Source organism: Pantoea sp. CTOTU46764 (assembly GCF_031974595.1).
GTDB lineage: Bacteria > Pseudomonadota > Gammaproteobacteria > Enterobacterales > Enterobacteriaceae > Pantoea > Pantoea trifolii.
The window spans coordinates 103,929-129,088 of sequence record NZ_DALYOQ010000001.1; the positions used below are offsets into that span (position 1 = coordinate 103,929).

The window sequence follows — 25,160 nt, forward strand, 5'->3', positions numbered from 1 at the left end:
CAATGGCGGCGCTGATCTATCTGCATGGCTTCAACAGTTCCCCGCAATCGGCGAAAGCTACCCAGCTACAGCATTGGCTCAACGAGCAGCATCCACACATCAATGTGATGGTGCCGCAACTGCCGACGTTTCCGGCCGACGCCGCCAGCATGTTGGAAGAGCTGGTGATGCAGTATTCCGGTGAACCGCTGGGATTGGTGGGATCGTCGCTGGGCGGCTATTTTGCTACCTGGCTGTCGCAGTGTTTTATGTTGCCAGCGGTGGTGGTCAATCCCGCCGTACGGCCGTTTGAGCTGCTGGTGGATTATCTCGGCGAAAACCGTAATCCCTACACCGGCCAGCAATATGTGTTAGAGTCTCGCCACATTTACGATCTGAAAGTAATGCAGATTGACCCTCTTGAAGCGCCTGATTTACTTTGGCTGCTGCAACAAACCGGCGATGAAATACTCGATTATCGCCAGGCGCTGGAGTATTACAGCGCATGCCGCCAGACGGTTGAAGAGGGCGGCAATCATGCCTATATCGGATTCGAACGCCATTTCGCACAGATAGTTGATTTTCTGGGATTAAACGCTCAGTAGCTTTGCGAAGTGGGGCCATTTTCCTATTGCTAATCAGACATTTACGATGAGCCAATCAAGCTATAATGCCGATGCCATTGAGGTCCTGACCGGCCTTGAACCGGTGCGTCGTCGTCCGGGGATGTACACCGATACCACGCGCCCAAACCATCTGGGCCAGGAAGTGATCGATAACAGCGTCGATGAGGCGCTGGCTGGTCACGCCAAACGTGTGGAAGTGATTCTTCATGCCGATCAGTCATTGGAAGTTATTGATGACGGTCGTGGCATGCCGGTGGATATCCATCCGGAAGAAGGCGTGCCTGCGGTTGAGCTGATTCTTTGTCGCCTGCATGCGGGCGGCAAATTCTCCAATAAAAACTATCAGTTCTCAGGCGGCTTGCACGGCGTTGGCATCTCGGTGGTTAACGCATTATCGAAGCGCGTGGAAGTTACTGTGCGTCGTAACGGCGAAATCTACCAGATTGCCTTCGAAAATGGCGACAAAGTGCAGGATCTTACGGTTACCGGCACCGTCGGTAAACGCAACACCGGCACCAGCGTGCATTTCTGGCCAGATGAAAGCTTCTTTGATAGCCCGCGTTTCTCCGTTTCCCGTTTATCACATCTGTTAAAAGCTAAAGCCGTGCTCTGTCCGGGCGTTGAAATTGTCTTTAAAGACAAGGTCAACGATACCGAACAAACCTGGATGTATCAGGATGGCCTGACCGATTATCTGTGTGAAGCGGTTGACGGCTTGCCGACGCTACCGGAAAAACCTTTTGTGGGCAGTTTTGCCGGCGATGTGGAAGCGGTGGACTGGGCGCTGCTGTGGCTGCCGGAAGGCGGTGAGCTGCTGACGGAAAGCTATGTCAACCTGATCCCAACCATGCAAGGCGGCACGCACGTCAACGGCTTGCGTCAGGGATTGCTGGATGCCATGCGTGAGTTCTGCGAATACCGCAATATTTTGCCACGCGGCGTGAAGCTCTCGGCGGAAGATATCTGGGATCGCTGTGCGTACGTACTGTCGGTGAAGATGCAGGATCCACAGTTTGCGGGTCAGACGAAAGAGCGCCTGTCGTCACGCCAGTGTGCGGCATTCGTCTCAGCGGTGGTAAAAGATGCTTTCAGCCTGTGGCTGAACCAGAATGTACAGGCGGCTGAAATGCTGGCCGAGCTGGCGATCTCCAGCGCACAGCGCCGTATGCGTGCCGCGAAGAAAGTGGTGCGTAAAAAACTCACCAGCGGACCGGCGCTGCCGGGCAAACTGGCTGACTGCACCGCGCAGGATTTGAATCGAACCGAACTGTTCCTCGTCGAAGGGGATTCTGCGGGCGGATCCGCCAAGCAGGCGCGCGATCGTGATTATCAGGCGATCATGCCGCTGAAAGGCAAGATCCTCAACACCTGGGAAGTCTCTTCAGACGAAGTGCTGGCCTCGCAGGAAGTGCATGATATTTCCGTGGCGATCGGTATCGATCCCGACAGCGAAGATCTAAGCCAGCTGCGTTACGGCAAGATCTGTATCCTCGCGGATGCGGATTCCGATGGTTTGCACATTGCCACGCTGCTGTGCGCGCTGTTTGTGAAGCATTTCCGTTCGCTGGTGCAGCACGGCCATGTATATGTGGCCATGCCGCCGCTGTATCGCATCGATCTCGGCAAAGAAGTCTATTACGCCTTAGATGAAGATGAGAAAGAGGGCGTGCTGGACCAGCTCAAGCGTAAGAAAGGTAAGCCGAACGTGCAGCGCTTTAAGGGCTTGGGTGAAATGAACCCGCTGCAGCTGCGTGAAACCACGCTCGATCCTAATACCCGTCGTCTGGTGCAATTGACCATAAGCGATGAGGATGTCGACCAAACGCTGCGTGTAATGGATATGCTGCTGGCCAAGAAACGTTCGGAAGATCGCCGAAACTGGCTGCAAGAGAAAGGCGATTTAGCCGACCTCGAAGTGTAGAAAAAGGGACGCCTCGGCGTCCCTTTTTTATTGCTGCTGCAGCGCCTGCTTAATCCGCGCAACTACCGCGCTCCACTCTTCATCCTGCCCGCGCGCAAACAATCTCATTTGCGGATACCACGGCGAATCTTCGCGATTGGCTAACCAGCGCCAGTCGCGCGCCCAGGCAGGCAACATTACCCAGCAAGGTTTCCCCATCGCTCCCGCCAGATGAATCACTGAGGTATCGACGCCTATCACTAAATCTAATTGGGCGATAACGGCGGCAGTGTCCCGATAACTGCTAAACAGCGCACCAAGTGGCTGCACGTGCGGGAAATCAGTAATGTCCTCTTCACCTGCACCTTTTTGCAAACTAATCCAGTTGTTATCAGGCAGGTCAAACAAAGGCGCGAGTTGTGATAGATGTGCAAGCGATCGCTGACTATCATTCTTATGTCCGGTGGATCCTTTCCAAACGATACCAATTTTTTTCCCGCTCCCCAGAATTGGCCACTTTGCCTGCTGTTCTTTGGGGCTGAACAGATAGGGATGATGCGCGCCAAAGGGTTGTGATGAGTTGAGGAAATGCTGCGGTAAATCCAGTAATGAGCACCAATAATCTGCCTGTGGCAACGCGTGCTGTGCTTCTTCACGCGTAAGGTAATGATCGAGATGCGGCATCGAGACCATTAATGGTTTCAAGGCTTTGCTTCCCAGCATGATCACGCTTTCTGCCTGCTTTTCAGTTTTCAAACGTGGGAGAAAGCGACTGAATTGTATCTCGTCGCCCATTCCTTGCTCAGTCCGCACCAACAGCGTTTTACCGCACAGATCTTCTCCTTTCCAGTAGCGCATTGGCAGTTTAGGCAAAGTAAAGAAGCGATCAGGATTGTCCGGCGCATAACGCGCCTGATAGTTTGACCAGCCCTCAGAAAAGTTGCCTTGCTGTAGTTGCACCATGCCGAGCGCATTGCGACAGCGTAGATCGCTGCGACGTACATGTAACACTTGTTGCATTTGGCTTTCAGCTTCTTGCAACTGGCCCATGTGTGCCAGCAATGTACTCATGCCATAGCGGGCTTCGGTATAATCGGCCTGGCTCAGTAAAGCTAATCGATACTGTTCTAAAGCAAGGTGGTAGTGACGCTGTTTATGCAGCAGAATGGCATAATTATTGTGACAGGCGGCGTAGCCCTCATGTGATTTCAGTGCCGCCTGATAACAGGCTTCGGCCTCGCTCCAGCGTCCGGCGTCATAATGGGTAAGGCCGAGACCGTTGAGTAATCCCGCATCTTGTGGCGCAAGCTTCAGCGCTCGCTGATAATAGCGCTGCGCCAAATCAAGATCGCCACTGCGCCGTGCAAGCCTCGCGGCTTCATGCAGAAACCAGCCATCGTAAGGGACAAGTGTCAGATGCGCGCGGATTTTACGCCAGGCTTCTTCCTGTCGGCCTTGCTGCAGTAACTGGGTTACCGCTTGCTTCTGGCGTAAACCGCTATCGGTCCGAGGTTTATGGCGCATTGTGATATCCTGCCGCTGATAAAGTGGCGTAATTTAAGTCGAAAGTGTCAGAAACCGCGCTAAGACAGGTCTTGTTCTCTGAGGATGGAAATTTGAAAATCACACTGGAAGAGTTGCGTGCCTGGGTTGCGGTGGTGGATACGGGATCAATCACGTCAGCTGCAGAGCAACTCGATCAAACCAGCTCTGGTGTGAGCCGTGCACTAAGCCGCCTGGAAAGCAAGCTGCAAACCACCTTAATGCATCGCACAACGCGTCGGCTGGCATTGACCGAAGAGGGGATGATTTTTCTCGATCACGCACGGCAGATTCTCGCTTCAGTCGAACAGGCCGAAGAACAAATCGCGCAGCGCCGGGATATTCCTTCCGGACGCCTACGCGTCAATGCCAATACGCCATTTACCCTGCACGTTATTGTGCCGCTAGTGGCAGAGTTTCGTCAGCAGTATCCGCATATTCAACTGGAACTGAACACTGACGATATCGTTATCGACCTGCTGGAGCAGCAAACAGACATCGCCATTCGCATCGGCGAGTTACGTGATTCGACACTACGCGCGCGTGTTCTTGGAAGCAGCGCCATACGCTTATTGGCCAGCCCGGCTTATCTCGATAAATTCGGCACCCCTGAAAGCGTGGAAGCGCTGGCGAATCACCAACTGCTGGGGTTTAGTCAGCTCGATGCGCATAACGTCTGGCCGGTATGGCAGCGTGAGGGGGAGTTCCTGCGTATTAAACCCACGCTATCTGCCTCCAGCGGTGAAACGCTGCGTCAACTGGCGTTGGCCGGGCAAGGTATCGTGCGTTTATCCGATTTTGTCAGTCGGGATGATCGTGTTAACGGGCGTCTAATCCCGGTTTTAGAAACCGAGACCCGTGAACAACGTCTACCTGTCCACGCGGTCTATTATCGCAATCAATCCCTTACCTCACGCATTACCTGTTTTTTGGATTTTTTACGCAAAAAAATTCAGGAAAATCATCTGTTATAGTCCTATTTTAATTCAATTACTTCCCGTCTCTTATCACATTATCAACCATAAAAACTCACAATTTCAGTTGGTTAATTAACTAACTTACCTTTTGGTAATGTTGGGAAGTTTTTTATGCCCTAACGGGACATTTCTTATGTCTCGGAAATCTCTCTTTCCTGATTATGTCGCTCACTTTGAGCCCACACTGCTGGGCTAAGCCAGGGAGATTGCTGCTCTTGCTTGCAAACGCGCAATCAAAATCAAATGTTTTAAAGGGATTAATCATGAACGTTTCGCCCGTAAGTGTTGCGGTTATCGACAAAAAAACGATAACAAAAGCAGAAGTCATGCGTGCTGGCAAAGATGGAAAATCAGCAAAAATTCAAGCTATTACCAATGGCAAATATCTTCTTACGCAGGGTAATGACGGCGTTGCGCCAGAAAACATTACCGTTAAACGCGTAGGAAAAAACTTGTTAGTCATGCTGGAAGGTTCAGATAGCAATAACCCGGATTTGATCATCGAAGACTTCTTCGCCAAATCGGGTTCCCTCGTAGGGAAAGCAGAAGATGGCGAAATGCATGAATACGTTGCAACCGATGGACATGCTGACCACGAAGCTGCAGCCCTTGTCGATGGCGAAACCGCCGCGCTAGCTCTGAGCGAAGGCACTGTTGATACCGATTCTGGTTATGCGCTGGCCTCGGGCTTTGAATGGTCACCAGCGCTGATTGCTTTGGGTGGTTTGGCTGCTATTGCCGCCGCCGCAGGCCTTGGTTACGTAGCCGCGAAAGAACAGTATCAGGACAGCAACAATAGCGGTAAGAGTGGTAAAGGCGGAGACGGCGGTAAAGGTGGCGATGACGGCAAAGGTGGCGGTGACAACGGTGGCGGTAATGTAAGCGTTCCGGTGGTGAATGGCATATTCGACGATGTAGGTAGCATCACTGGGCTGATCGCTAAAGGTAGCCGAACTGATGACACCACGCCAACTCTGAATGGTACTGGCACCAAAGGAAACGTGATTGAAGTATGGGATGGCACCATCAAAATTGGTGAAACGACCGTTGGTGAAAATGGCACCTGGTCTTTCACACCAGGAAAAGCCTTGGGCGCAGGTAGCCACAGCATTACTACCCGTGAGCGCAATGAAAAAGGCGTAGTGGGCGAATCAAGTGAAGCATGGGGTTTTGTCATTGATCTGACTGCACCAGCAAAAGGTACCATTGGTGGCATGTTCGACGACAGTACGAATCCACCAAAAGAAATTACAAAAGATGGCGTGACCAAAGACAGTACGCCAGGTCTTTCAGGTAAAGCTGAAGCTGGCTCTACGGTTGAAATCTGGAAAAATGGTCAATTGCAGGGCACCGCGAAAACGGATAGTGAAGGTAATTGGAAATTCACCTGCCCAAAATTAGCCGACGGAAAACATGATTTCAGCATTGTGGTCGTTGATCAGGTAGGTAATAAATCTTTGCCGTCAGATGCCTGGATCGTTGAGATTGATACCATTGCGCCTGAAAATAAAGGTATTGGTGCAATTAAAGATAGCAATGAAAAACCGATTGAAAACAGTGATGAAACTGAAGACAGCACGCCGACGTTTTCTGGTGTGGGTGAGAAAGGTGATATCGTCAAAATAATCGACAACGGCAAAGTTATAGGAAGCACCGTTATTGATGACAAAGGCGAGTGGACCTTTACACCGGAAAAATCTTTAGAAAATGGTAAACATGAATTCCAAATCATTGTTGTTGATCCCGCCGGTAATGAATCTCAGCTTTCTGAAAAAGTTGTCGTTGATATCAATGATCCAAATGCACCCATCGATCCCGTACCCGGTGATGAAGTTATTCCCGATCCCAATGTGCCAGTAACCGGTGTGATTGGTGATGTTTATCGCGATGAGAAGTTGGAAGGTGGTCAAAAATTCCATATCGGTAAGACACCTATTGCGAGCGGTGAAGCAGTAAATGATTCGACCATCTTTGTTGGTGGTACCGGAGTTGCCGGAGATATCGTTTATATTTGGATAAATGGGGCTGATAACCACTTTTATCTTTCATCTACAGTTGATGATAAAGGAAAGTGGAGCATCGCAACACCAGATCTTCCAGATGATATATATAGCATTGAGGCTGCTTTCAAAGATGCAGAAGGTGTTGTAACGGCTAAAACACCTGCATTTGAAGTTAAAATTGACACTATACCGCCAGGAGCTGTTGATCCCGGTGATCTTTTCCCTGATTCAATAGGTCAAATTAATATTTCTGATCTACTTTCAGAACAGCAAGACACACTGTTTGGCGAATCCCAGGAAGGAAATGTACTGTCTCAACATCTTGATGAAAGTGCTTTAAATAACATTATGTCTGATTTTAATGTCAATCATTCCACCCTTAATGGAGTGGTTTCGTTAGATGTCTCTTCAGTTGATAATCACCTGGAACTTCGTGACTTATCTGAATAATCACCACACTGCTAATTTTAATTTGGAATAAAAGAAAGTGCCATTTGGCACTTTCTTCCAGGGAGTTGTAATGAAGATTAAACGTATTTCTATTATCGCTGTTCTTGCATCATTGTCCGTAACGACGGGAATTCAAGCGCAAACTGTTTTTGGGAAATCATGGCAATCAATGCCAGCAGCGGCGTCCGATCAAACCAAAGTTGTTTATTATCGCACTGCTGATAATAATAAAAAGGCTGCACATATCTATGTGGATGGTGAATTCCAAACCGCCCTTTTATCGGGTGGATTCACGGTGTTTTGCCTTAAGCCAGGTATGCATTCATTAGGAAGCTACACGGATGATGCGCCACGCTATCAAGGTAAACAACAACAGCAGTGGCGGGATTCATTGGCTGCGGGAAAAACCTACTATGTTACTGCAAGTCTTGATGGCTCTGGCCGCCCACATGTTGTAGAAACCTCTGTGGCGCAGCAACAATTGATGGGTGCCCGGCAGCAAGCGCATTTGCTTTCCCGCGCCTCGTCCGTTATCTCATGTAAGGTGGACGCCGCTCAATCTTACGATAATTACGAGTTTTCATCTGATCTGTTATTTAATTTCGCCAGTGCCAGCGGTAACGATATTTCTGTTCAAGGTCATAACGCTATTCAGCAATTCGCGCATCAAATGAAACGCAATGGTAAATTGAATCCGCATATTATCGTTACAGGTTTTACCGATCCTATTGGTGATAATGAGAGTAACCTAAAGTTAGGCCAACGCCGCGCTGATACAATTAAGAAATTATTAGTCAATAATGGTTTAAGTAATGACAATATTCAATCGCAAAGTATGGGTGAAAGCCAGGTTTCTAAACAGTGCTCTGGGTCATTAAAACAGCAGCGTTTATGCTATGCAAGCGAGCGCCGAGTAATAATCAGTGTAGAGAATAAATAATTTTATTCTTTCCTGTAATTATCACGCGGTCTAAAATTTAATGATTCGAACCATTTTTTAAACATTTGTATTCAATTAATTGTTGTTTATTCCCAATTAATTGAGACATATCCTGTGTTAGCTATTTCACTAACTGGCTCAGAATGTTTGAGTTCCGGGAGGGAACCGGAACCTTAAACCGAAATATCATAAAAGGAATGTTATCATGGCTAATAACAGCATCAATGAAATTGCAGTACAGGAAATAAATACCATCACCAAAAAAGATTTTGGCTGGAAAGATATCCCTGCTCCAAAAGGTGAAAATGGAAAAGCTGAAATTATCATCGACGGCGTAACGACTTATGTGAAAGTTGACGCAGAAGGTAAGTGGTCATTCACTCCTCCTGAGTGGGCTGAAGGCATGCATACCGTTCAAATCACCATTATTGATGACGCAGGTAACCGTGGACCGGCAACTTCGTCAATTGTTAATCTGGATACCAAACCGCCAGTAGCCCCCGAAATTTGGCGTGTAGCTGATAACACCGGCAGTGATAAAGGTAATTTGAATCCAGGCGATATTACTGATGAGGCTCAACCAGTACTTTCAGGTGTAGGAGAACCGGGTTCAACCGTTTATATCTACGATAATAACGGCACAACTCCAATTGCTTCCGCGAAAGTGAATAGCATGGGTGCATGGACCGTTACACCAGATCTGGCCGATGGCGACCACAGCCTGACCGCTACCGTAAAAGATGCGGGTAAACACGAAAGCCCAGCATCTGCAGCTTTTAATCTTAAGATTGAAGCGGGCGTCGTAGTCATGGCCGAAAATTCGGCGTCAGAGGTTCAGCATCACATTGAGCCAGCATCAAACACTAACGATTTTGGCACTTTCTCAAACGCGTTTGAAAAACACCAAAAGAGCAACGTGATCAGCACATCTTTAACGGCTGAACCTTTCAGCTTGATTGAGATTACGATTAACAACACGGTAACCACCATCTCAGCCGATGCTGACGGAAAATGGTCATTCAGCTCTGATGCATTGCCTGATGGCGTCTACTTCTTCCAGTATCGTGCGCGTGATGATGCAGGTAACTGGGGTCTTGAACCAACGCAAATGATTTTCCACATTGAAGCTGGAAACCCTGAAGCGCCACAAATTCTGCGCGTCATTGATGATGAAGGCCAAATTGACCATTTAACTTCAGGTCAATATACCGATGACAAAACGCCAACCTTGTCAGGCGTTGCTCAACCGGGATCGCTGGTATTCATCTATGGCACCACTGCTACCCCAATTGGCAGTGTTACAGCAGGCAATGATGGCCGCTGGAGCTTTACCCCAACGCTGACTACTGATGATACTTATGTCTTTAGCGCGGCATACGAGGATAGCTATGGTCGTATGAGCCCGAAATCTGACAACTTCATCCTGAAGCTAGATGCAACGGCACCTAGCGCACCAGAGATTAGTGAAGCTTTTGATGATTTTGATAAAACCGCTATATTGCATTCGGGAGATAAAACCGATGACACCACGCCTAAGCTCTCTGGCGTAGCGGATGCCGGTTCCATCGTGCGTATTTGGGATGGCAATCAGCTCATTGGTAGCACCGTTGCTAATAGTCGCGGCCAATGGAGCTATGAGGTGGATCAGGAACTGGCTGAAGGCTCGCACTCCCTTCGTGTTGACTCGGTCTCAAAAGGGGGGAGTGCTTCTGCTAAATCCGATGAATTTATCCTCATCGTTGATACCACATCTCCACCACCAGCTGAAATCAGTGAAATTGTTGCTAATAACGGTAGTACCGAGCGTCCTCTGTTTAGCGGTGATGCAACCAATGATGACACGCCTGTACTGCGCGGAACCGGTAAAGAAGGTGAGATTGTTCACGTTTATGACGGTGATGATGTAATTAATTCAACTGTGGTGAAAGCTGACGGCACATGGGAAATCGAACTGGATCCACTGGATGAGAATTCGCATGAGCTGAAGATTAAAATCGAGGATCCTGCAACTGGAAAAGAGTCTGATTTCTCTACTCCAGTGATTATCGTGGTGGATCTCACGCCACCAAATAAACCGGGTGTACCTGAAATTATTGATAATACCGGTGGGGACAATGGCCCGGTGCAGCCAGGAACGCCAATTGACGAAACCAAGCCTGAATTCAAGGGGGGTGGCGCTAACCCGGGTGATACCGTTGAAGTCGTTATCATTGACGAAAAGGGTGATGAGAAAGTCATTGGAACCGGTATCGTTGATGCCGGTGGCAACTGGACTGTGACACCAACGGATCCAATTGATGATGGTGAATATGAAGTCGTCGTTGATATCACCGATCCAGCAGGTAACACCTCCGATCGTTCAGACCCCATTGATTTGATCATTGATACCCAAGTACCAGATGAAATTGTCAATTTTGAACTGTGGGATGATGTTGGCATCGAAACCGGCATAATTCATGAAGGTGGCATCACCGACGATAAAACCCCAACCGTGCGCGGTACTGGTGAAGAGGGTTCTAAAGTCATTATCTGGGATGGCAACACAAAAATTGGTTCTGCCGTGGTCACTAATGGCGAGTGGAGCTATGAACTGCAAGATCTGACTGAAGGCGCGCATAACATCCGCGTTCAGCCTGTCAGCGCATCAGGTGTTCCTGGCCCAATTAACGCTGGTATCAACTTTGAGGTGGATGTGACTCCTCCTGGCGGTGGTAGCTTCCTGGACGGTACTTTCGTTAACAAAGATGGATTTACTAAACCGTTGGATTTAACACCCAGAAAAGACGGTACCTTAACACCGGTTAATGGCCAGGTGCTGACGCTGAACGGTAGCGGTGTAGAAGATGGCACCACTGTTGTACTTTATGGCGATGCTGCACACACCTTGGTACTGGGCAGCGCTGTAGTGACTGCAGGTAAGTGGACACTAGAGACCATTGAGCTTGAAGAACGCAGTTATGACTTCTCCTTCGGTTATCGTGACGCAGCATGTAATGAAACTGCGGGTAGCGAAACGTTCACGCTGGTCATTGACGTTACGCCTCCTGGCGCTGTTGATCCGGGCGATCTGTTCCCGGATTCAGTGAATGACATTCTGATGACTATGTCTCTGAATGACATCCTGGGAATGAGCGATGATTCCCTGTTCATTGACAACGGTAAAACCCAGTTGATGATTGCTGACGCAGGTAAAGAAGTTGCTCTGGAAGACATCTTGCCGAAAGGTGAAGAAGTGAGTAACTGGAGCCAGGCAAATGGCACCGTAACCGTGGCAGGCGTTGAATATAACGTTTACCAGAACAACGGTGGCGATGCTGAAGTAATGGTTCCTCAGCACCTGATTCAAGAACAGCACTAATCCCTGATGAGCTGCTAAACAAAAGCCCCGGTCGCGAGATCGGGGCTTTTTTTATGCATGATGCTGAGCGACACAGTAAATCGACTTATTTAGCCGCTTCCAGCACCAGAATCTTCACATCCACTACGTCATCTTTAATCAGTGCGCGATGCGCATCCATATGTGGCATCTGCTGATGTTGTTCCAGATGGCGCAGTGATTCCCACAGTTCCAGCATGAAAATCGAATCGGGTGAATTCTGTTTCCACGGCACTTGTGCCTGATGATCCACTAATGCGTCATATTGATGACAGCCATCCTCTTCCAGCACGGTTGGAATCAGCTGATTAATCGCATCCAGCACCACCTGACGGCGGCCCGGTTTGACACAAATTTCTGCAACGACGGTTAACATAGCGCTTCCTTTTTTCCTGGGTGCTTACAGTTAAGCAAAGATCTGGCTGAGATGAGTCCGATAACGCTCGATATCGCGCGGCACGTCCGGCATTTTAATCACATCGTTACAGATAAAGGTCGGCAAACCTTCCATACCGAGGAATTGGTTGGCCTTGTGGAAATGCAGATACAAACCATCTACGCCCACACCTTCAAAGAACTGCTCGGGATCGTTAAAGGCTTCCAGCGGCGCGTTCCAGGTCAGTGACAACATGTATTTCTTACCCTGAATCAGGCCGCCAGAACCGTACTTTTTACCGGCATCGCTACGCGTGCGGCCATCGCTGGCATACAGTGAACCGTGACCTTCAGTGAAAACATCATCGATGTACTTTTTCACCGTCCACGGCTCGCCCATCCACCAACCCGGCATCTGATAAATCACCACATCGCTGTCGAGGTACTTCTGCACTTCTTCTGCCACATTGTAATCGCTATCGGCGATGGTCACCTGCACTTGATGGCCAAGGTTGCGCAGCTGGCTGGCAGCCACGTCAGTTAAGGTATGGTTCAGTTCGCCTTTCGAATGGGCGAAGGTTTTGCCGCCATCGATAATTAAAAAATTCATCTAATCCGCTCCGTTTCTGGTTGAAGCCGCACACTCTACGCGCGCGCAGGAGCGAGAAAAATGCGTGATTGATCACAACACTTTTGCTAATAAAGCAATAATGCGGACGATTATGAAACAATCCGCATGCAAACCAACATTAACCTATAAAAGAAGAAACCATGAAAACCGCGATACTGAGTGCATTACTTGTGGGGACCGGCGCTGCTCAGGCGCAATCCCATCTTGATGACATCCGTGCAAGCAAGACCTTAAAAGTTTGTACCACCGGCGATTACAAGCCATATAGCTATTTGCGCAGCGATGGCCAATACGAAGGATTGGACATCAGCATGGCGCAATTGCTGGCGACCAGCCTTGGCGCGAAAGTCGAGTGGGTACCAACCACCTGGAAGACGCTGAGCGATGATTTTGTCGCAAAGCAGTGTGATATCGCACTCGGCGGCGTTTCGGTAACGCTCAAGCGTCAGCAGATTGCCTGGTTCGCCCAGCCGCTCGGCGTCGATGGCAAAATTCCGCTGGTACGCTGCGATGACAAAGCGAAATATCAAACGGTTGAGCAGATCAACAAGGCCAGCGTACGCGTGATCGAACCAGCGGGCGGCACCAACGAAGCCTTCGTACACAGCCACCTACCGCAGGCAACGCTGCAGCTGGCCGATAACGTCGGAATTTTTCAACAGTTGGTGGATAACAAAGCGGATGTGATGATCACCGATGCGTCTGAAGCGCTGTTCCAGCAGCAGCATTATTCAACGCTGTGCGCCATCAATCCGGACAAACCGATGCAGTACGGCGAGAAGGCCTACATGATCCCGCGCGATGATATGAGCTGGAAACTGTATGTCGATCAATGGCTGCATCTCAGCACCGCCACCGGCGAATACGCCCAGATTACTCAGAAATGGTTAGGCGTGAAGTAGGGTCGCCATTCATGGCGACCTGTGTTACTGGTGCGCAATAGTGCGCACCAGATAACAGAACTCAACGATACAAACTCGCCTTACCCAGCCCACCAAACAGATTCATCTTGTAACGAATCACTGACTTCGCCGCAGCAATCGCATCCGGATAAATCACGTTCGGATCCCACCAGGTTTCGCGCGCCAGAATCTCACGCAGCTTGTCGAAATAGGCGAACTTCATGTCGCTGGAAATATTGATTTTGCCCACGCCCAGGGTCACCGCTTCCGCGATCTCAGCATCAGGATTAGCTGAACCGCCGTGCAGCACCAATGGAATCGTGGTGCGCTGTGAAATGTCTCTGAGAATATGCATCTGCAGCTCAGGCTTCATATTTTTCGGGTAGATGCCGTGTGCGGTGCCAATCGCCACCGCCAGCGTATCTACGCCGGTGCGCTGCACAAAATCCTCTGCCTGCGCCGGTTCGGTGTAGATCACTTTACTCACACCGCCTTCTACTGAAGTGCCGGTATCGCCGATAGTACCGAGTTCCCCTTCCACTGAAACGCCCACCGCGTGCGCCAGCTTCACCACTTCTTTGGTCAGCGCCACGTTCTCTTCATAAGGCAGCAGCGAGCCATCGATCATTACCGAAGTAAAGCCGCACTGAATGGCGCGTAGCACCTGAGCGATAGACGCGCCGTGATCGAGGTGGATGGTAAACGGCACTTTGCTTTTTAGGGTGCGTTCGCGCACGTAGCCAAAGAACTCATCGGTGACAAACTCCAGTTCGCTCGGGTGGATGGAGATGATCGCCGGCGTATTGGTGGCCTCAGCTTCTTCAACTACCGCGCGGATAAAGCAGCTGTCAGCCACGTTAAAAGCGCCAATCGCGTAACGGTGTTCACGAGTCGGTGCCAACATCTCTTTCATTGAAATCAACATGTTAATATTTCCTCAGCGTGATTTTTACTGGAGCCGACGCACGCGCCGACCCGATAGTGGATATGAATGTGAAATTTACAAAACGATGTAGGGTCGCCATTCATGGCGACCACCAGCTAACCCGATGGCTAACCCTTGCCCGCCGATCCCGACCAGCTCAGATACTCGACGACCACTTCACGGCAGGCTGATTCCATCAGCCTAAGCAAGTCGGCCAGTTCAACATGCGGATGCTGCTTCAAGGCCTGCTCCACCGCCATTTTCCCGGCATCAAACACCGCCGCACCGACATTGATCTTGGCGACGCCAAACTCACTGACGCGGCGGATATCCTCGGCCGGCGTGCCCGATCCACCATGTAGCGCCAACGGTCGCGTGGATACCGCATGCAGCGCCTGCAGGCGCTGAAAATCGATTTTCGGCTTCACCCCAGCCGGATAAAGTCCGTGCGCGGTACCGACCGAGATCGCCAGCAGATCAATGTTGGTCTGTTCGATAAACGGCAGCACATCGGCCACCTGCGTCATCTTCACTGAAGCATCGGCCAGCTCGTAGGTTGGTGCATCGGCGATGTGCCCCAGCTCGCCTTCCACACATACGCCGGCGGTATGCGCCATCTTCACTACGGCAGCGGTCTGGCGAATGTTCTCGGCGAGCGGCTCAGACGAGGCATCGATCATCAAGCCGGTAAAACCGGCGCGAAACGCCTGACCAATCAGCGGAAAGGCTTTGCCGTGATCGAGTGCCAGCGCCACCGGCACGCTGGCGGCATCGGCCAGCGCTCGCACTAACGGCACCGCGACAGCAGGGGGAAAGTGCGCGCTGTGTCCCTGATACACATTGAGGATTAGCGGGGCGCGCTGCTGTTCAGCGGCCTGAATGGCGGCGCGCGCGGTTTCCAGGTTGAAGCAGTTGATCGCCAGCACCGCATAACGCTGTTGGGCAGCGGCCTGAATCAGGTCGTTCATCATGGCAAACATGGTGGCTCCTTATTCCAGAGTGAATTTGATCTCTTCATCGCGAACGCCGGGGGCTTCCACGTCATCGAACTCTTCATCCGCCTGCGTAACCGGCTTTTTCAGTACCGACAGCATCACGCCGCACACCGTGGTGCCAATGCCGAGCGCTAAACAGAACAGCCAGGGTTTGGTGAACAGCGGCACCACAAACATGCCGCCGTGCGGCACCGGTGCGCCAACGCCCCACACCATAATCAGACCACCGGCGATGGCGGAGGCCACCACGCAGCTGCCGACCACGCGGAACAGGTCGCGCGCCGCAATCGGAATCACCCCTTCGGTAATCATGCAGATGCCCATCGGGAAGGCGGCTTTCAGCGCCTCTTTTTCCGCTTTGGTGTATTTGTTGCGGCTCAGCAGATAAGAGAGCGTGATGCCGAACGGCGGAATCATCGAGCCGACAAACTTCACCGCTTCCGGCCCGTAAATGCCGTCAACCAGCATGCCGTCGGCGAACAGCGACATGGTTTTATTCACCGGACCGCCGAAATCGAAGGTGGCCATCGCGCCGAGAATCGCGCCCATCACAAACTTCGAGCCGCCCTGCATCGACTCCAGCAGGGCAATCAGCGCCTTCTGCAGCCAGACAATCGGCTGGCCGATAAAGGTCATCATTAGCAGCCCGGCGATGATGGTGCTCAGCACCGGCAGCACCATAATCGGCATTAAACCCTGCATCGATTTCGGTAACTTAATGGTGCGGCGCAGCAGCAGCACCGTGTAACCCACCAGGAAGCCACCGAAGATGCCGCCGATAAAGCCGGTACCGATCTGCCCGCAGATAAACCCGACGATCAGGCCTGGCGCGAAGCCGGGACGATCGGCAATGGAGTAGGCGATCGCCGCGCTGATCAGCGGCACGATCAAGCCCATACCCCAGCCGCCGATCTGGTTGAGCATCCAGGCAATAGTGCCGGTCTGTTTGCCGACATCCGGCCCGCCAATCACCTGGCCGAGCGCGATGCAGATCCCGGCGGCGACGATCAGCGGGATCATCCACGAGATCCCGGTGAGCAAGTGCCCTTTGATCTCCTGGCCGTACTGACGTTTATTGTCACTCATGATGGATCTCCTCAGGCGCGCGCCAGTGAATCCGCCACTTTTTCGAGGAATTTCACCGGTGATTTGATCACCACTTCGGTTTTCACTCGCACAATGGGTTTGCCCTGAAAGCGCTCCTCGCCTTTGATCTTCACGTCAACGGCGAGGATCACCACGTCAGCGGCGGCGATCTCTTCCTGCGTCAACGCCGTTTCGGTGCCGATGGTGCCCTGAGTTTCAACGTGGATGGTGTGGCCCAGCGCGTGGGCTCCTTTAATCAGTTTTTCGCGCGCAATATAGGTATGCGCGATGCCTGCCGTGCAGGCCGCTACACAGACGATATTCATGTGTCACCTCAAAGAGTTAGGGTGTTAACAGAGGTCGGTTTCGGCGTACTGACTGAACAGCCGGATGATATTGCTGGCATCATTTTCGACCAGCAGTTGGGCTATCACCTCATCATCGGCCAGCGCACTGGCCACCTGCGACAACAGGCGAATATGGGTAGTGTTCTGATCTTCCAGTCGCACCGCGAACAGAATGATGCAGCGCACCTGGCTGCCATCGAGTGTTTCCCACGGAATGTCGTGTTGGGTGCGGCCGATGGCGAGCGTGGTCTGTTTCACCGCCGCAGATTTACCGTGCGGAATGGCGATGTGATTTTCGAAGCCGGTGGAACCCTCGGCTTCCCGCAGCCAGACGTCTTCGATAAAGGCGGCGCGGTCGCTGATGGCGCCGTCGTGGTAGAGCAAATCGGTCAGCTCATGAATCGCTTGCTCTTTGGTGGTGGCGGTCAGCGCCAGGTTAACGCGGCGTGGCGTCAGAATGCGCGAAATATCCATGATCAATCCTCATTCAATTAATGTTCAGCCAAAGCGCAGGAGGCGCCGTCGGGCAGCTGGCTGCCAATCATGGCGTCTGTCACCCGCCGAATATCGTCATCGTTAAAAAAGGCACTGACATACACCGCCGGAACCGATCCGGCATTGAGGTGAATGGTAGTGATCACCAAATCCACCGTTTCTCGCTGGCAAAACGCTGCGTGATTGCTGGCGGAAACCACGCCGACAATCGCCCAATCCGGGAAGGCGCGCAAAATGCGACTCTTTAACAGATGCGAAGTCCCCACGCCGCTCGAGCACACCACCAGAATGCGTTTGTGGGCAATTTGTCGCTCCAGCGCCGCCTGGAAATGCACGCACAGATAACCTATTTCGTCATCCGCCACCGATGAAAGTCCCTGACTGCGCGCGGTTAATTGCATCGCCTGTTGAGTTAAGGAAAATATTGCCTTCATCTCCTGCTGAATATCCTCCAGCAGCGGATTACGAATATGAATATGATATTTGAGTCGATTTAATAATGGCTTTATATGGACTAATAAGCCTTCAAATAATAATCGGTCCTGTGCTAAGTCCTGCTGAATAAATGAGGCGAAGCGATCGATTAATTCACAAGTTATTTTCACCGATTCAGCGGTGGAAAATTGATTATGCAGCGGCGCATTATCGCCACGCTCTTCCACCACAATGCCGGACGAAACAATATATTGATAAATAAAACCCACTTCATCGGCTGGCAATGCGCAGCACATGCGCTGTTCAATCTGCACCACCATCTGCTGGGCAATGTTCAGAATGCGCTGGTCGAGATCCTGCGCGCTGGTCAGCGTTTCCAGCGCCAGCGCGTTACCTTGCGCCATGCGATGCATCATGATCAGAATATGGGTACAGAGATTGAGGTACCACGCATCGCCGAGCGGATAACTCAGCTGCTGCTCCATTTGCTCCAGCAGCGCCTGCACAAAAGTCACATCCTCATCGCCAAAATAGTGCACCAGCGCCTGCTGGCTGCCTGGATCGAGCCGCGGTAGCAGCGGCGTGCCGGCGACGTTCTGCTGCATCACATCATTAATCAGCGATACCATCGCCTGGCGTAGCGTCTGCTCGTTGCCTTCAATATGCGTGCCGCCGGGGCCGCGCTGTAGCATTAATCCCAACGGCTGTAGCCACTCTTCAATCACCTTCAGATCATTCACGATCGACGCATGGCTGATGAAGTAGCGCTCCGACAATTTACTGATTGAGGTGGCGCGTGGCGCATCACTCAACAGCTGCGAAGCAATCTTCACCCGTCGGCTATTGTGGCTCAGCGCATCCGAACGGCTTTCGTCGCCGTTGAGCTGCTGCTCCAGTTGCAGACACTGCTGCAGATCGTCCACCCGCAGGCGCACGCCGCGTCCCGGCATTTTTTCCAGCTGTAGCGACCAGTCGCTCAGCCAGCTCTCCAGCCACTGTAAATCACGCTGAATGGTTTTCTCCGACACGCCAAGCTGTAACGCTAATTCTTTTGTTGGCTGCGGCGCGGCATGATGCAGCAGCAATTTTACTAATCGGTGTTGTCGCGAAGTCAGTATTTGCATTCGTTCACCCTTATTTTGGCAAAACGTTTATGGCTAATTGATGTTTATATTTATTCCATGCCAGAAATCAGACGCGCAAAAATGTGGTGCTGGTGGAGTATGAATTTAGGAGAGTAATCAGTAGGCAACAATACTAAATGTTGTCCCGGCTTGCGGACACGATTAATACGCCAGGCGCATCGGGATATTAATTGCGACGTTACTCACAGATTATGGGCGATATTCACTGTGACAGGGCTCCCATTCCGTTTTAATTCTCTGACCAATATCACGCTATTTAATGCAAGACGATTCTGTTTGCTGAGCGGGCTTCTCTGTGACTAAACCGCATGAATAAGGTAATATCCTCGCCAAATGACCGCCGGATGTCCCGCCGTTGCGGGCCACGAAGTGAGGATACGAGCTGAATGAGCGAATTGACGCAGGATGGTGCAGAGCGTCTTGCCCTGCACACGTTTACGGAAAACGCGTACCTGAACTACTCCATGTACGTGATCATGGACCGCGCGCTGCCGTACATCGGCGATGGCCTCAAGCCAGTGCAGCGCCGTATTGTGTATGCCATGTCGGAATTGGGCCTCAATTCCAATGCCAAATTCAAAAAATCGGCGCGTACCGTCGGTGACGTGTTGGGTAAATACCACCCGCACGGCGACAGCGCCTGTTATGAAGCAATGGTATTGATGGCGCAGCCGTTCTCTTACCGCTATCCGCTGGTGGATGGTCAGGGAAACTGGGGTGCGCCGGACGATCCGAAATCCTTCGCCGCGATGCGTTACACCGAATCGCGCCTGTCGAAATACGCTGAAATCCTGCTGGGTGAACTCGGCCAGGGCACGTCCGATTACATCCCGAACTTCGACGGCACCATGCAGGAGCCGAAGATGTTGCCGGCGCGCCTGCCCAACATTCTGCTGAACGGCACCACCGGCATTGCCGTGGGTATGGCGACGGACATTCCGCCGCATAACCTGCGCGAAGTAGCGGAAGCGGCGGTCAAGCTGATCGACAACCCGAACACCACGCTGCATGAGCTGCTGGATATTGTGCAAGGTCCGGATTACCCGACCGAAGCGGAAATCATCACGCCACGCAACGAAATCCGTAAGCTTTATGAAAGCGGACGGGGTTCGATTCGCCAGCGCGCGGTGTGGAAGAAAGAAGATGGCGATGTGGTCATCACCGCGCTGCCGCATCAGGTGTCGGGCGCCCGCGTGCTGGAGCAGATCGCTAACCAGATGCGCAATAAAAAGCTGCCGATGGTGGAAGATCTGCGTGATGAGTCCAATCACGAAAACCCAACGCGTTTAGTGATTGTGCCGCGCTCCAATCGTGTGGATCTCGAGCAGGTGATGAATCACCTGTTTGCCACTACCGATCTGGAAAAAAGCTACCGCGTTAACCTGAACATGATCGGACTGGATAACCGTCCGGCGGTGAAAAACCTGCTGGAAATTTTGTCTGAATGGCTGGTGTATCGTCGCGATACCGTGACGCGCCGCCTCAACTATCGTTTAGATCGCGTGCTGCGCCGCCTGCATATCCTTGAGGGTATGCTGGTGGCGTTCCTCAATATTGATGAAGTAATCCACATCATCCGTACCGAGGATGAGCCGAAGCCGGTGCTGATGTCGCGCTTTGACATCAGCGAAACTCAGGCCGAAGCGATTCTCGAACTCAAATTGCGTCATCTCGCCAAACTGGAAGAGATGAAGATTCGCGGTGAGCAAGCGGATCTGGAAAAAGAGCGCGATCAGCTGCAGGCGATTCTGGCGTCCGAACGCAAGATGAGCAATCTGCTGAAGAAAGAGCTACTGGCCGACAGCCAAACCTACGGCGACGATCGTCGTTCGCCGCTGCGCGAGCGTGAAGAAGCCAAAGCGCTGAGCGAAACCGAGCTGGTGAGCGCCGAGCCGGTGACCATCGTGCTGTCGCAAATGGGTTGGGTACGCAGCGCCAAAGGTCACGATATCGATCCAGCGGGCCTGAGTTACAAAGCGGGCGACAGCTATCTGGCCGCCGCACGCGGTAAGAGCAATCAGCCAGTCGCCTTTATCGACTCCACCGGACGCAGCTACACGCTGGATCCAACCTCATTGCCGTCCGCGCGCGGGCAGGGCGAACCGCTCACCGGCAAACTGACGCCACCACCGGGCGCGGTGATTGAGCAGGTGCTGATGGAACCCGATGATCAGAAGCTGTTGATGGCCTCTGATGCCGGTTATGGCTTTATCTGTACCTTTGCCGATCTGGTATCGCGCAACCGTGCCGGTAAAGCGCTGCTGACGCTGCCGGAAAACGCCAAAGTGATGACGCCAATGGCGGTGCATTCGGGCGATGATATGCTGCTGGCGATTACCCAGGCCGGACGCATGTTGATGTTCCCGGTTGGCGATCTGCCGCAGATGTCGAAAGGCAAAGGCAACAAGATCATCTCGATCCCTTCAGCGGAAGCCGCTGCGGGCACCGACAAACTACAATGGTTGCTGATTCTGCCGCCAGGCGCCTCGATCACCGTGTATGTCGGTAAACGTAAGCTGATCATGCGTGATGAAGATCTGCAGAAAGTGCGTGCCGAGCGCGGTCGTCGCGGCAGCGTGGCGCGTGGTCTGCAACGTATCGATAGCGTAGAAGTGAATGCACCAGCGCGTCCGAAAGCCGACGCGAGTGAAGAGTAACGCTGTTATTCAGGCGACGGAATGCCCAATTTGAGGAATCTATGTTACTAATTTTACGAGCAATTATTGTTATTGTTTATTCGATTCTGGTTTGTATCTTCGGCAGTATTTGGTGTCTGTTTTCACCGCGCAACCCGCGTCATGTTGCGACGTTCGGCCATATGCTTGGTCGCCTGTCGACGGTATTTGGTCTCAAGGTGGAACTGCGTAAACCGGCGGAAGCCGCGCATTACGGTAACGCGATCTATATCGCGAACCACCAGAACAACTACGACATGATCACGGCAGCCAAAATCGTGCAGCCGACCACCGTGACCGTGGGCAAGAAAAGCCTGCTGTGGATTCCGTTCTTTGGCCAGCTCTACTGGCTGACCGGTAACCTGCTGATTGACCGTGATAACCGCTCCAAAGCGCACGGCACCATCGGTGAGCTGGTGGATCAGTTCAACAAAAAGCGCATCTCGTTCTGGATGTTCCCGGAAGGGACGCGCAGCCGCGGACGTGGTCTGCTGCCGTTCAAAACCGGTGCGTTTCATGCGGCGGTCGCGGCTGGTGTGCCGATCATCCCGATCGTAGTGTCTAACACCCACGACAAGATCAAGCTGAACCGCTGGAACAACGGGCTGGTGATTGTTGAGATGTTGCCGCCGGTTGATACCTCGCAGTTTGCCACCACCTCGGTGCGCAAGCTCGCCACGCACTGCCGTGAATTAATGTCGACTAAACTGGAAGAATTGAACGCAGAAGTCGCCGAGCGCGAAAAAAGCGGTAAACTCTGACCAGCCAAAATGGGGCAGGTGATCATCTGCCCCGTTCTCAAGCCACACAGCAACTCATCATTAATTAAAACAACATGGACACGGCGTCCTCACGCCACGCTCAAAAGGTCTGAAGTTTTATGTCTTGCAGCAGACGTCAGTTTATTCAGCTTTCTGCCGGTGTCGCACTGGCTTCCGGCGCTATGCCTTTCGCCGCCCGCGCCGCCGCGCCATTGGGCGATACGCCACTTCCTATTCCACCGCTGATTGAATCCCGTCGCGGTCAGCCGCTGTTTCTCACCTTGCAGCGCAGCCATTGGTCGTTCAGCGGCAACAGTAATAAAGTGCCGGTGTGGGGCTTTAACGGCATGTATCTCGGCCCAACGGTGCGCGTTTATAGCGGCGACGATGTGAAGCTGATTTACAGCAATCGCCTCAACGAACCGGTCTCAATGACCGTCAGCGGTTTGCAGGTGCCGGGCGCGTTAATGGGCGGTGCGCCGCGCATGATGTCGGCGGGGGCCGACTGGGCACCGGTGCTGCCGATTCGTCAGGGCGCGGGCACATTGTGGTATCACGCCAACACGCCAAACCGCATGGCGCCGCACGTTTACAACGGACTCGCCGGTATGTGGCTGGTGGAAGATGACGTCAGTAAATCGCTGCCGCTGCCGAAGCATTATGGCGTCGATGATTTTCCGCTGATCATTCAAGACAAGCGCCTCGATAACTTCGCCACGCCGGTTTATAACCCGCCCTCCAGCGGCGGTTTTATCGGCGATGTGCTGCTGGTGAACGGCGTACAAAATCCCTATGTCGAAGTGTCACGCGGCTGGGTGCGCCTGCGTTTGCTGAACGGCTCAAACGCGCGGCGCTTCGATCTTAGCTTCTCCGATAATCGTCCCTTTACGGTGATCGCCAGCGATCAGGGCTTCCTGCCTGCGCCGGTGGCGGTGCAGCTGCTGACGCTGGCACCCGGCGAGCGTCGCGAAGTGCTGGTGGATATGTCGCAGGGCGATGAAGTGTCGATTACGGCCGGAACGGCGGCGGGCCTGATGGATCGCCTGCGCGGGCTGTTTGAGCCGTCATCAATTCTGACCAACACGCTGGTGCTGAGCTTGCGCCCAACCGGTTTGTTGCCGCTGGTCACCGACAATCTGCCGATGCGTTTGCTGGCGGATCAGATTCTCGATGGCGTAGCGATTCGCACGCGTGAATTCCGCATTGGCGACAGCGAGCCGGGCATTAATGGCGTGCTGTGGGACATGAACCGCATCGATACTACCGTGCAGCAGGGGACCTTTGAGCGCTGGATTATCCACGCCGATCGCCCGCAATCGCTGCATATTCAGGGCGTGATGTTCCTGATTAAGAACGTCAATGGCGCACAGCCGATGGGTGAAGATCGCGGCTGGAAAGATACCGTATGGGTGGATGGCAGCGTGGAGTTACTGGTGAGCTTCCCGCAGAGTTCGTCAGATCATTTCCCGTTTGTCTATTACAGCCAGACGTTAGAGATGGCGGATCGCGGTACGGCGGGGCAGTTGTTGGTTAACTCGGTGTCCTGATGTCCCTCATCCTAACCTTCTCCCACAAGTGGGAGAAGGGACGTTTAGGTGGATTTCAGCTTTACATCAGCGCTCAATCTGTTCCCTCTCCCGCCTGCGGGAGAGGGCTAGGGTGAGGGGAAAAGCGCACCATCCTACCCGTTAAACGCTTCCGGATCCGGCCCCAAACGGTTACCGCTATCCAGCTTACTGATCTCACTCACTTCAGTTTTATCCAATCTAAAATCAAACACCTGGAAATTCTCACGAATACGTTCCGGGGTAATCGACTTCGGAATCACCACCAAACCGCTATCCAGATGCCAGCGGATCACGATTTGTGCCGGCGTCTTGCCATACTTTTTCGCCAGCTCGCGGATAATCTCCTGATCGAACACGCCTTTGCCGCCTTGCGCCAGCGGGCTCCAGGATTCGGTTTGAATCTGATGCAGCGCATTCCACGCATGCAGCGTGCGCTGTTGCAGCATCGGATGCAGCTCAATCTGGTTCACCACCGGCGACACACCGGTTTCATCGATCAAACGCTTCAGGTGCGCCTCGTGGAAGTTACATACGCCGATGCTCTTGGTTAAGCCCTGTTGCTGCAGCTCAATCAAGCCTTTCCAGGCTTCAACGTAGTTATCTTTTTCCGGGCACGGCCAGTGCATCAGATACAAATCCACCTGCTCCAGCTGCAGCTTCTTCAGGCTGGTTTCCATCGCCTGCTGCCAGTTGGTTTGATCGTCGTTCCACAGCTTGGTGGTGATAAAAATGTCTTCACGCGCCACGTCGGTCTCTTGCAGCGCTTGCCCAACCGCTTCCTCATTTTTGTAGATAGCGGCGGTATCGATGGAGCGATAGCCGACTTTCAACGCTTCCAGGATGGCGTTACGCGCATCCTCAATGCTCGCTTGCCACACGCCGAGGCCAAGCTGCGGCATCATGTTGCCGTCGCGCAATTTAATAATGGGTTGATCTGCCATAGTTGCTCCTTATCTGTTGCAGTGACTTACCGTAGAAAAGATGTGCTTAAGTCTAGTCAACAAACCTCACCTCAGGATCATTGTGG

The 25,160-nt window shown here is 52.3% G+C and carries 20 protein-coding genes; 10 read left to right on the plus strand and 10 right to left on the minus strand.

Annotation, left to right across the window (positions count from 1 at the left end; translation table 11 throughout):
- Nucleotides 1-2: 2 nt before the first annotated feature.
- Together yqiA and parE are read left to right on the plus strand one after the other, a co-directional pair.
- Nucleotides 3-584 (plus strand): esterase YqiA, encoded by a 582-nt coding sequence (gene yqiA / locus RTM06_RS00490; protein ID WP_312179120.1) that lies wholly within the window; start codon nucleotides 3-5, stop codon nucleotides 582-584.
- A 46-nt stretch (nucleotides 585-630) separates the two neighbouring features.
- Nucleotides 631-2,526 carry a DNA topoisomerase IV subunit B gene (gene parE, locus RTM06_RS00495; RefSeq protein WP_256697463.1) on the plus strand — a complete coding sequence of 632 codons (1,896 nt, stop codon included), beginning with the start codon at nucleotides 631-633 and terminating at the stop codon, nucleotides 2,524-2,526.
- Nucleotides 2,527-2,553: 27 nt separating this feature from the next.
- Here the strand turns inward: parE and RTM06_RS00500 are convergent, their stop codons facing one another.
- On the minus strand, nucleotides 2,554-4,029 hold the full coding sequence (locus tag RTM06_RS00500; RefSeq protein ID WP_312179122.1) for a tetratricopeptide repeat protein: 1,476 nt from the start codon (nucleotides 4,027-4,029) through the stop codon (nucleotides 2,554-2,556).
- Nucleotides 4,030-4,121: 92 nt separating this feature from the next.
- On the opposite strand from RTM06_RS00500, the gene RTM06_RS00505 reads away from it, so the two are divergent.
- The 4 genes from RTM06_RS00505 (at nucleotide 4,122) to RTM06_RS00520 (ending at nucleotide 11,775) form a co-directional block, all read left to right on the plus strand.
- The gene (locus RTM06_RS00505) at nucleotides 4,122-5,021 is read left to right on the plus strand and encodes a LysR substrate-binding domain-containing protein (protein WP_256697461.1); all 900 of its coding nucleotides are present in this window, start codon (nucleotides 4,122-4,124) and stop codon (nucleotides 5,019-5,021) included.
- 266 nt (nucleotides 5,022-5,287) lie between these two features.
- Complete coding sequence (locus RTM06_RS00510; RefSeq protein ID WP_312179124.1) at nucleotides 5,288-7,477, plus strand: Ig-like domain-containing protein; 2,190 nt, start codon at nucleotides 5,288-5,290, stop codon at nucleotides 7,475-7,477.
- A 70-nt stretch (nucleotides 7,478-7,547) separates the two neighbouring features.
- Nucleotides 7,548-8,417 carry an OmpA family protein gene (locus RTM06_RS00515; protein WP_312179125.1) on the plus strand — a complete coding sequence of 290 codons (870 nt, stop codon included), beginning with the start codon at nucleotides 7,548-7,550 and terminating at the stop codon, nucleotides 8,415-8,417.
- Nucleotides 8,418-8,622: 205 nt separating this feature from the next.
- The gene (locus RTM06_RS00520) at nucleotides 8,623-11,775 is read left to right on the plus strand and encodes an Ig-like domain-containing protein (protein ID WP_312179127.1); all 3,153 of its coding nucleotides are present in this window, start codon (nucleotides 8,623-8,625) and stop codon (nucleotides 11,773-11,775) included.
- An 85-nt stretch (nucleotides 11,776-11,860) separates the two neighbouring features.
- Here RTM06_RS00520 and RTM06_RS00525 read toward each other — a convergent pair whose 3' ends face one another.
- Nucleotides 11,861-12,169 (minus strand): putative quinol monooxygenase, encoded by a 309-nt coding sequence (locus RTM06_RS00525; protein WP_293798320.1) that lies wholly within the window; start codon nucleotides 12,167-12,169, stop codon nucleotides 11,861-11,863.
- Nucleotides 12,170-12,199: 30 nt separating this feature from the next.
- Nucleotides 12,200-12,778, minus strand: coding sequence for an NAD(P)H-dependent oxidoreductase (locus RTM06_RS00530; RefSeq protein ID WP_312179130.1), 579 nt, complete (start codon nucleotides 12,776-12,778; stop codon nucleotides 12,200-12,202).
- Between the two features lie 161 nt (nucleotides 12,779-12,939).
- Here RTM06_RS00530 and RTM06_RS00535 point away from each other — a divergent pair, with 161 nt between their 5' ends.
- A complete protein-coding gene (locus tag RTM06_RS00535) occupies nucleotides 12,940-13,701 on the plus strand; it encodes a transporter substrate-binding domain-containing protein (protein WP_312179132.1) in 762 nt (253 codons plus the stop codon).
- 61 nt (nucleotides 13,702-13,762) lie between these two features.
- On the opposite strand, the gene RTM06_RS00540 is transcribed toward RTM06_RS00535, so the two are convergent.
- The 6 genes from RTM06_RS00540 to RTM06_RS00565 all read right to left on the minus strand — a co-directional run bounded on the left by RTM06_RS00540 (nucleotide 13,763) and on the right by RTM06_RS00565 (nucleotide 19,108).
- Entirely contained in the window at nucleotides 13,763-14,626 is an 864-nt protein-coding gene (locus RTM06_RS00540; protein ID WP_061720478.1) for a ketose-bisphosphate aldolase, read from the minus strand.
- Between the two features lie 128 nt (nucleotides 14,627-14,754).
- Entirely contained in the window at nucleotides 14,755-15,606 is an 852-nt protein-coding gene (locus RTM06_RS00545) for a class II fructose-bisphosphate aldolase (RefSeq protein ID WP_312179134.1), read from the minus strand.
- A gap of 9 nt (nucleotides 15,607-15,615) precedes the next feature.
- Nucleotides 15,616-16,707, minus strand: coding sequence for a PTS fructose transporter subunit IIC (locus RTM06_RS00550; RefSeq protein ID WP_154155105.1), 1,092 nt, complete (start codon nucleotides 16,705-16,707; stop codon nucleotides 15,616-15,618).
- 11 nt (nucleotides 16,708-16,718) lie between these two features.
- Nucleotides 16,719-17,033, minus strand: a complete 315-nt coding sequence (locus RTM06_RS00555; protein WP_256697450.1) for a PTS fructose transporter subunit IIB — start codon at nucleotides 17,031-17,033, stop codon at nucleotides 16,719-16,721.
- 24 nt (nucleotides 17,034-17,057) lie between these two features.
- Nucleotides 17,058-17,528 (minus strand): PTS sugar transporter subunit IIA, encoded by a 471-nt coding sequence (locus RTM06_RS00560; RefSeq protein ID WP_061720482.1) that lies wholly within the window; start codon nucleotides 17,526-17,528, stop codon nucleotides 17,058-17,060.
- A 17-nt stretch (nucleotides 17,529-17,545) separates the two neighbouring features.
- Complete coding sequence (locus RTM06_RS00565) at nucleotides 17,546-19,108, minus strand: transcription antiterminator (protein WP_256697447.1); 1,563 nt, start codon at nucleotides 19,106-19,108, stop codon at nucleotides 17,546-17,548.
- 407 nt (nucleotides 19,109-19,515) lie between these two features.
- On the opposite strand from RTM06_RS00565, the gene parC reads away from it, so the two are divergent.
- From parC to ftsP, 3 genes are all read left to right on the plus strand, one after another.
- Nucleotides 19,516-21,786: a DNA topoisomerase IV subunit A gene (parC, locus tag RTM06_RS00570; protein ID WP_256697446.1), complete on the plus strand. Its 2,271-nt coding sequence runs from the start codon at nucleotides 19,516-19,518 to the stop codon at nucleotides 21,784-21,786.
- Between the two features lie 41 nt (nucleotides 21,787-21,827).
- On the plus strand, nucleotides 21,828-22,565 hold the full coding sequence (locus RTM06_RS00575) for a 1-acylglycerol-3-phosphate O-acyltransferase (RefSeq protein ID WP_061720484.1): 738 nt from the start codon (nucleotides 21,828-21,830) through the stop codon (nucleotides 22,563-22,565).
- Between the two features lie 119 nt (nucleotides 22,566-22,684).
- On the plus strand, nucleotides 22,685-24,112 hold the full coding sequence (ftsP, locus tag RTM06_RS00580) for a cell division protein FtsP (protein ID WP_312179140.1): 1,428 nt from the start codon (nucleotides 22,685-22,687) through the stop codon (nucleotides 24,110-24,112).
- Nucleotides 24,113-24,246: 134 nt separating this feature from the next.
- Here ftsP and dkgA read toward each other — a convergent pair whose 3' ends face one another.
- The gene (gene dkgA, locus RTM06_RS00585) at nucleotides 24,247-25,074 is read right to left on the minus strand and encodes a 2,5-didehydrogluconate reductase DkgA (RefSeq protein WP_312179142.1); all 828 of its coding nucleotides are present in this window, start codon (nucleotides 25,072-25,074) and stop codon (nucleotides 24,247-24,249) included.
- Nucleotides 25,075-25,160: the final 86 nt, after the last annotated feature.

Bases quoted from the DNA above. Each gene is read 5' to 3' on its own strand.
- yqiA (WP_312179120.1), top strand. From the start codon at position 3: ATGGCGGCGCTGATCTATCTGCATGGCTTCAACAGTTCCCCGCAATCG.
- parE (WP_256697463.1), top strand. From the start codon at position 631: ATGAGCCAATCAAGCTATAATGCCGATGCCATTGAGGTCCTGACCGGC.
- RTM06_RS00500 (WP_312179122.1), bottom strand. From the start codon at position 4,029: ATGCGCCATAAACCTCGGACCGATAGCGGTTTACGCCAGAAGCAAGCG.
- RTM06_RS00510 (WP_312179124.1), top strand. From the start codon at position 5,288: ATGAACGTTTCGCCCGTAAGTGTTGCGGTTATCGACAAAAAAACGATA.
- RTM06_RS00515 (WP_312179125.1), top strand. From the start codon at position 7,548: ATGAAGATTAAACGTATTTCTATTATCGCTGTTCTTGCATCATTGTCC.
- RTM06_RS00520 (WP_312179127.1), top strand. From the start codon at position 8,623: ATGGCTAATAACAGCATCAATGAAATTGCAGTACAGGAAATAAATACC.
- RTM06_RS00525 (WP_293798320.1), bottom strand. From the start codon at position 12,169: ATGTTAACCGTCGTTGCAGAAATTTGTGTCAAACCGGGCCGCCGTCAG.
- RTM06_RS00530 (WP_312179130.1), bottom strand. From the start codon at position 12,778: ATGAATTTTTTAATTATCGATGGCGGCAAAACCTTCGCCCATTCGAAA.
- RTM06_RS00535 (WP_312179132.1), top strand. From the start codon at position 12,940: ATGAAAACCGCGATACTGAGTGCATTACTTGTGGGGACCGGCGCTGCT.
- RTM06_RS00540 (WP_061720478.1), bottom strand. From the start codon at position 14,626: ATGTTGATTTCAATGAAAGAGATGTTGGCACCGACTCGTGAACACCGT.
- RTM06_RS00545 (WP_312179134.1), bottom strand. From the start codon at position 15,606: ATGTTTGCCATGATGAACGACCTGATTCAGGCCGCTGCCCAACAGCGT.
- RTM06_RS00550 (WP_154155105.1), bottom strand. From the start codon at position 16,707: ATGAGTGACAATAAACGTCAGTACGGCCAGGAGATCAAAGGGCACTTG.
- RTM06_RS00555 (WP_256697450.1), bottom strand. From the start codon at position 17,033: ATGAATATCGTCTGTGTAGCGGCCTGCACGGCAGGCATCGCGCATACC.
- RTM06_RS00560 (WP_061720482.1), bottom strand. From the start codon at position 17,528: ATGGATATTTCGCGCATTCTGACGCCACGCCGCGTTAACCTGGCGCTG.
- RTM06_RS00565 (WP_256697447.1), bottom strand. From the start codon at position 19,108: ATGCAAATACTGACTTCGCGACAACACCGATTAGTAAAATTGCTGCTG.
- parC (WP_256697446.1), top strand. From the start codon at position 19,516: ATGAGCGAATTGACGCAGGATGGTGCAGAGCGTCTTGCCCTGCACACG.
- RTM06_RS00575 (WP_061720484.1), top strand. From the start codon at position 21,828: ATGTTACTAATTTTACGAGCAATTATTGTTATTGTTTATTCGATTCTG.
- ftsP (WP_312179140.1), top strand. From the start codon at position 22,685: ATGTCTTGCAGCAGACGTCAGTTTATTCAGCTTTCTGCCGGTGTCGCA.
- dkgA (WP_312179142.1), bottom strand. From the start codon at position 25,074: ATGGCAGATCAACCCATTATTAAATTGCGCGACGGCAACATGATGCCG.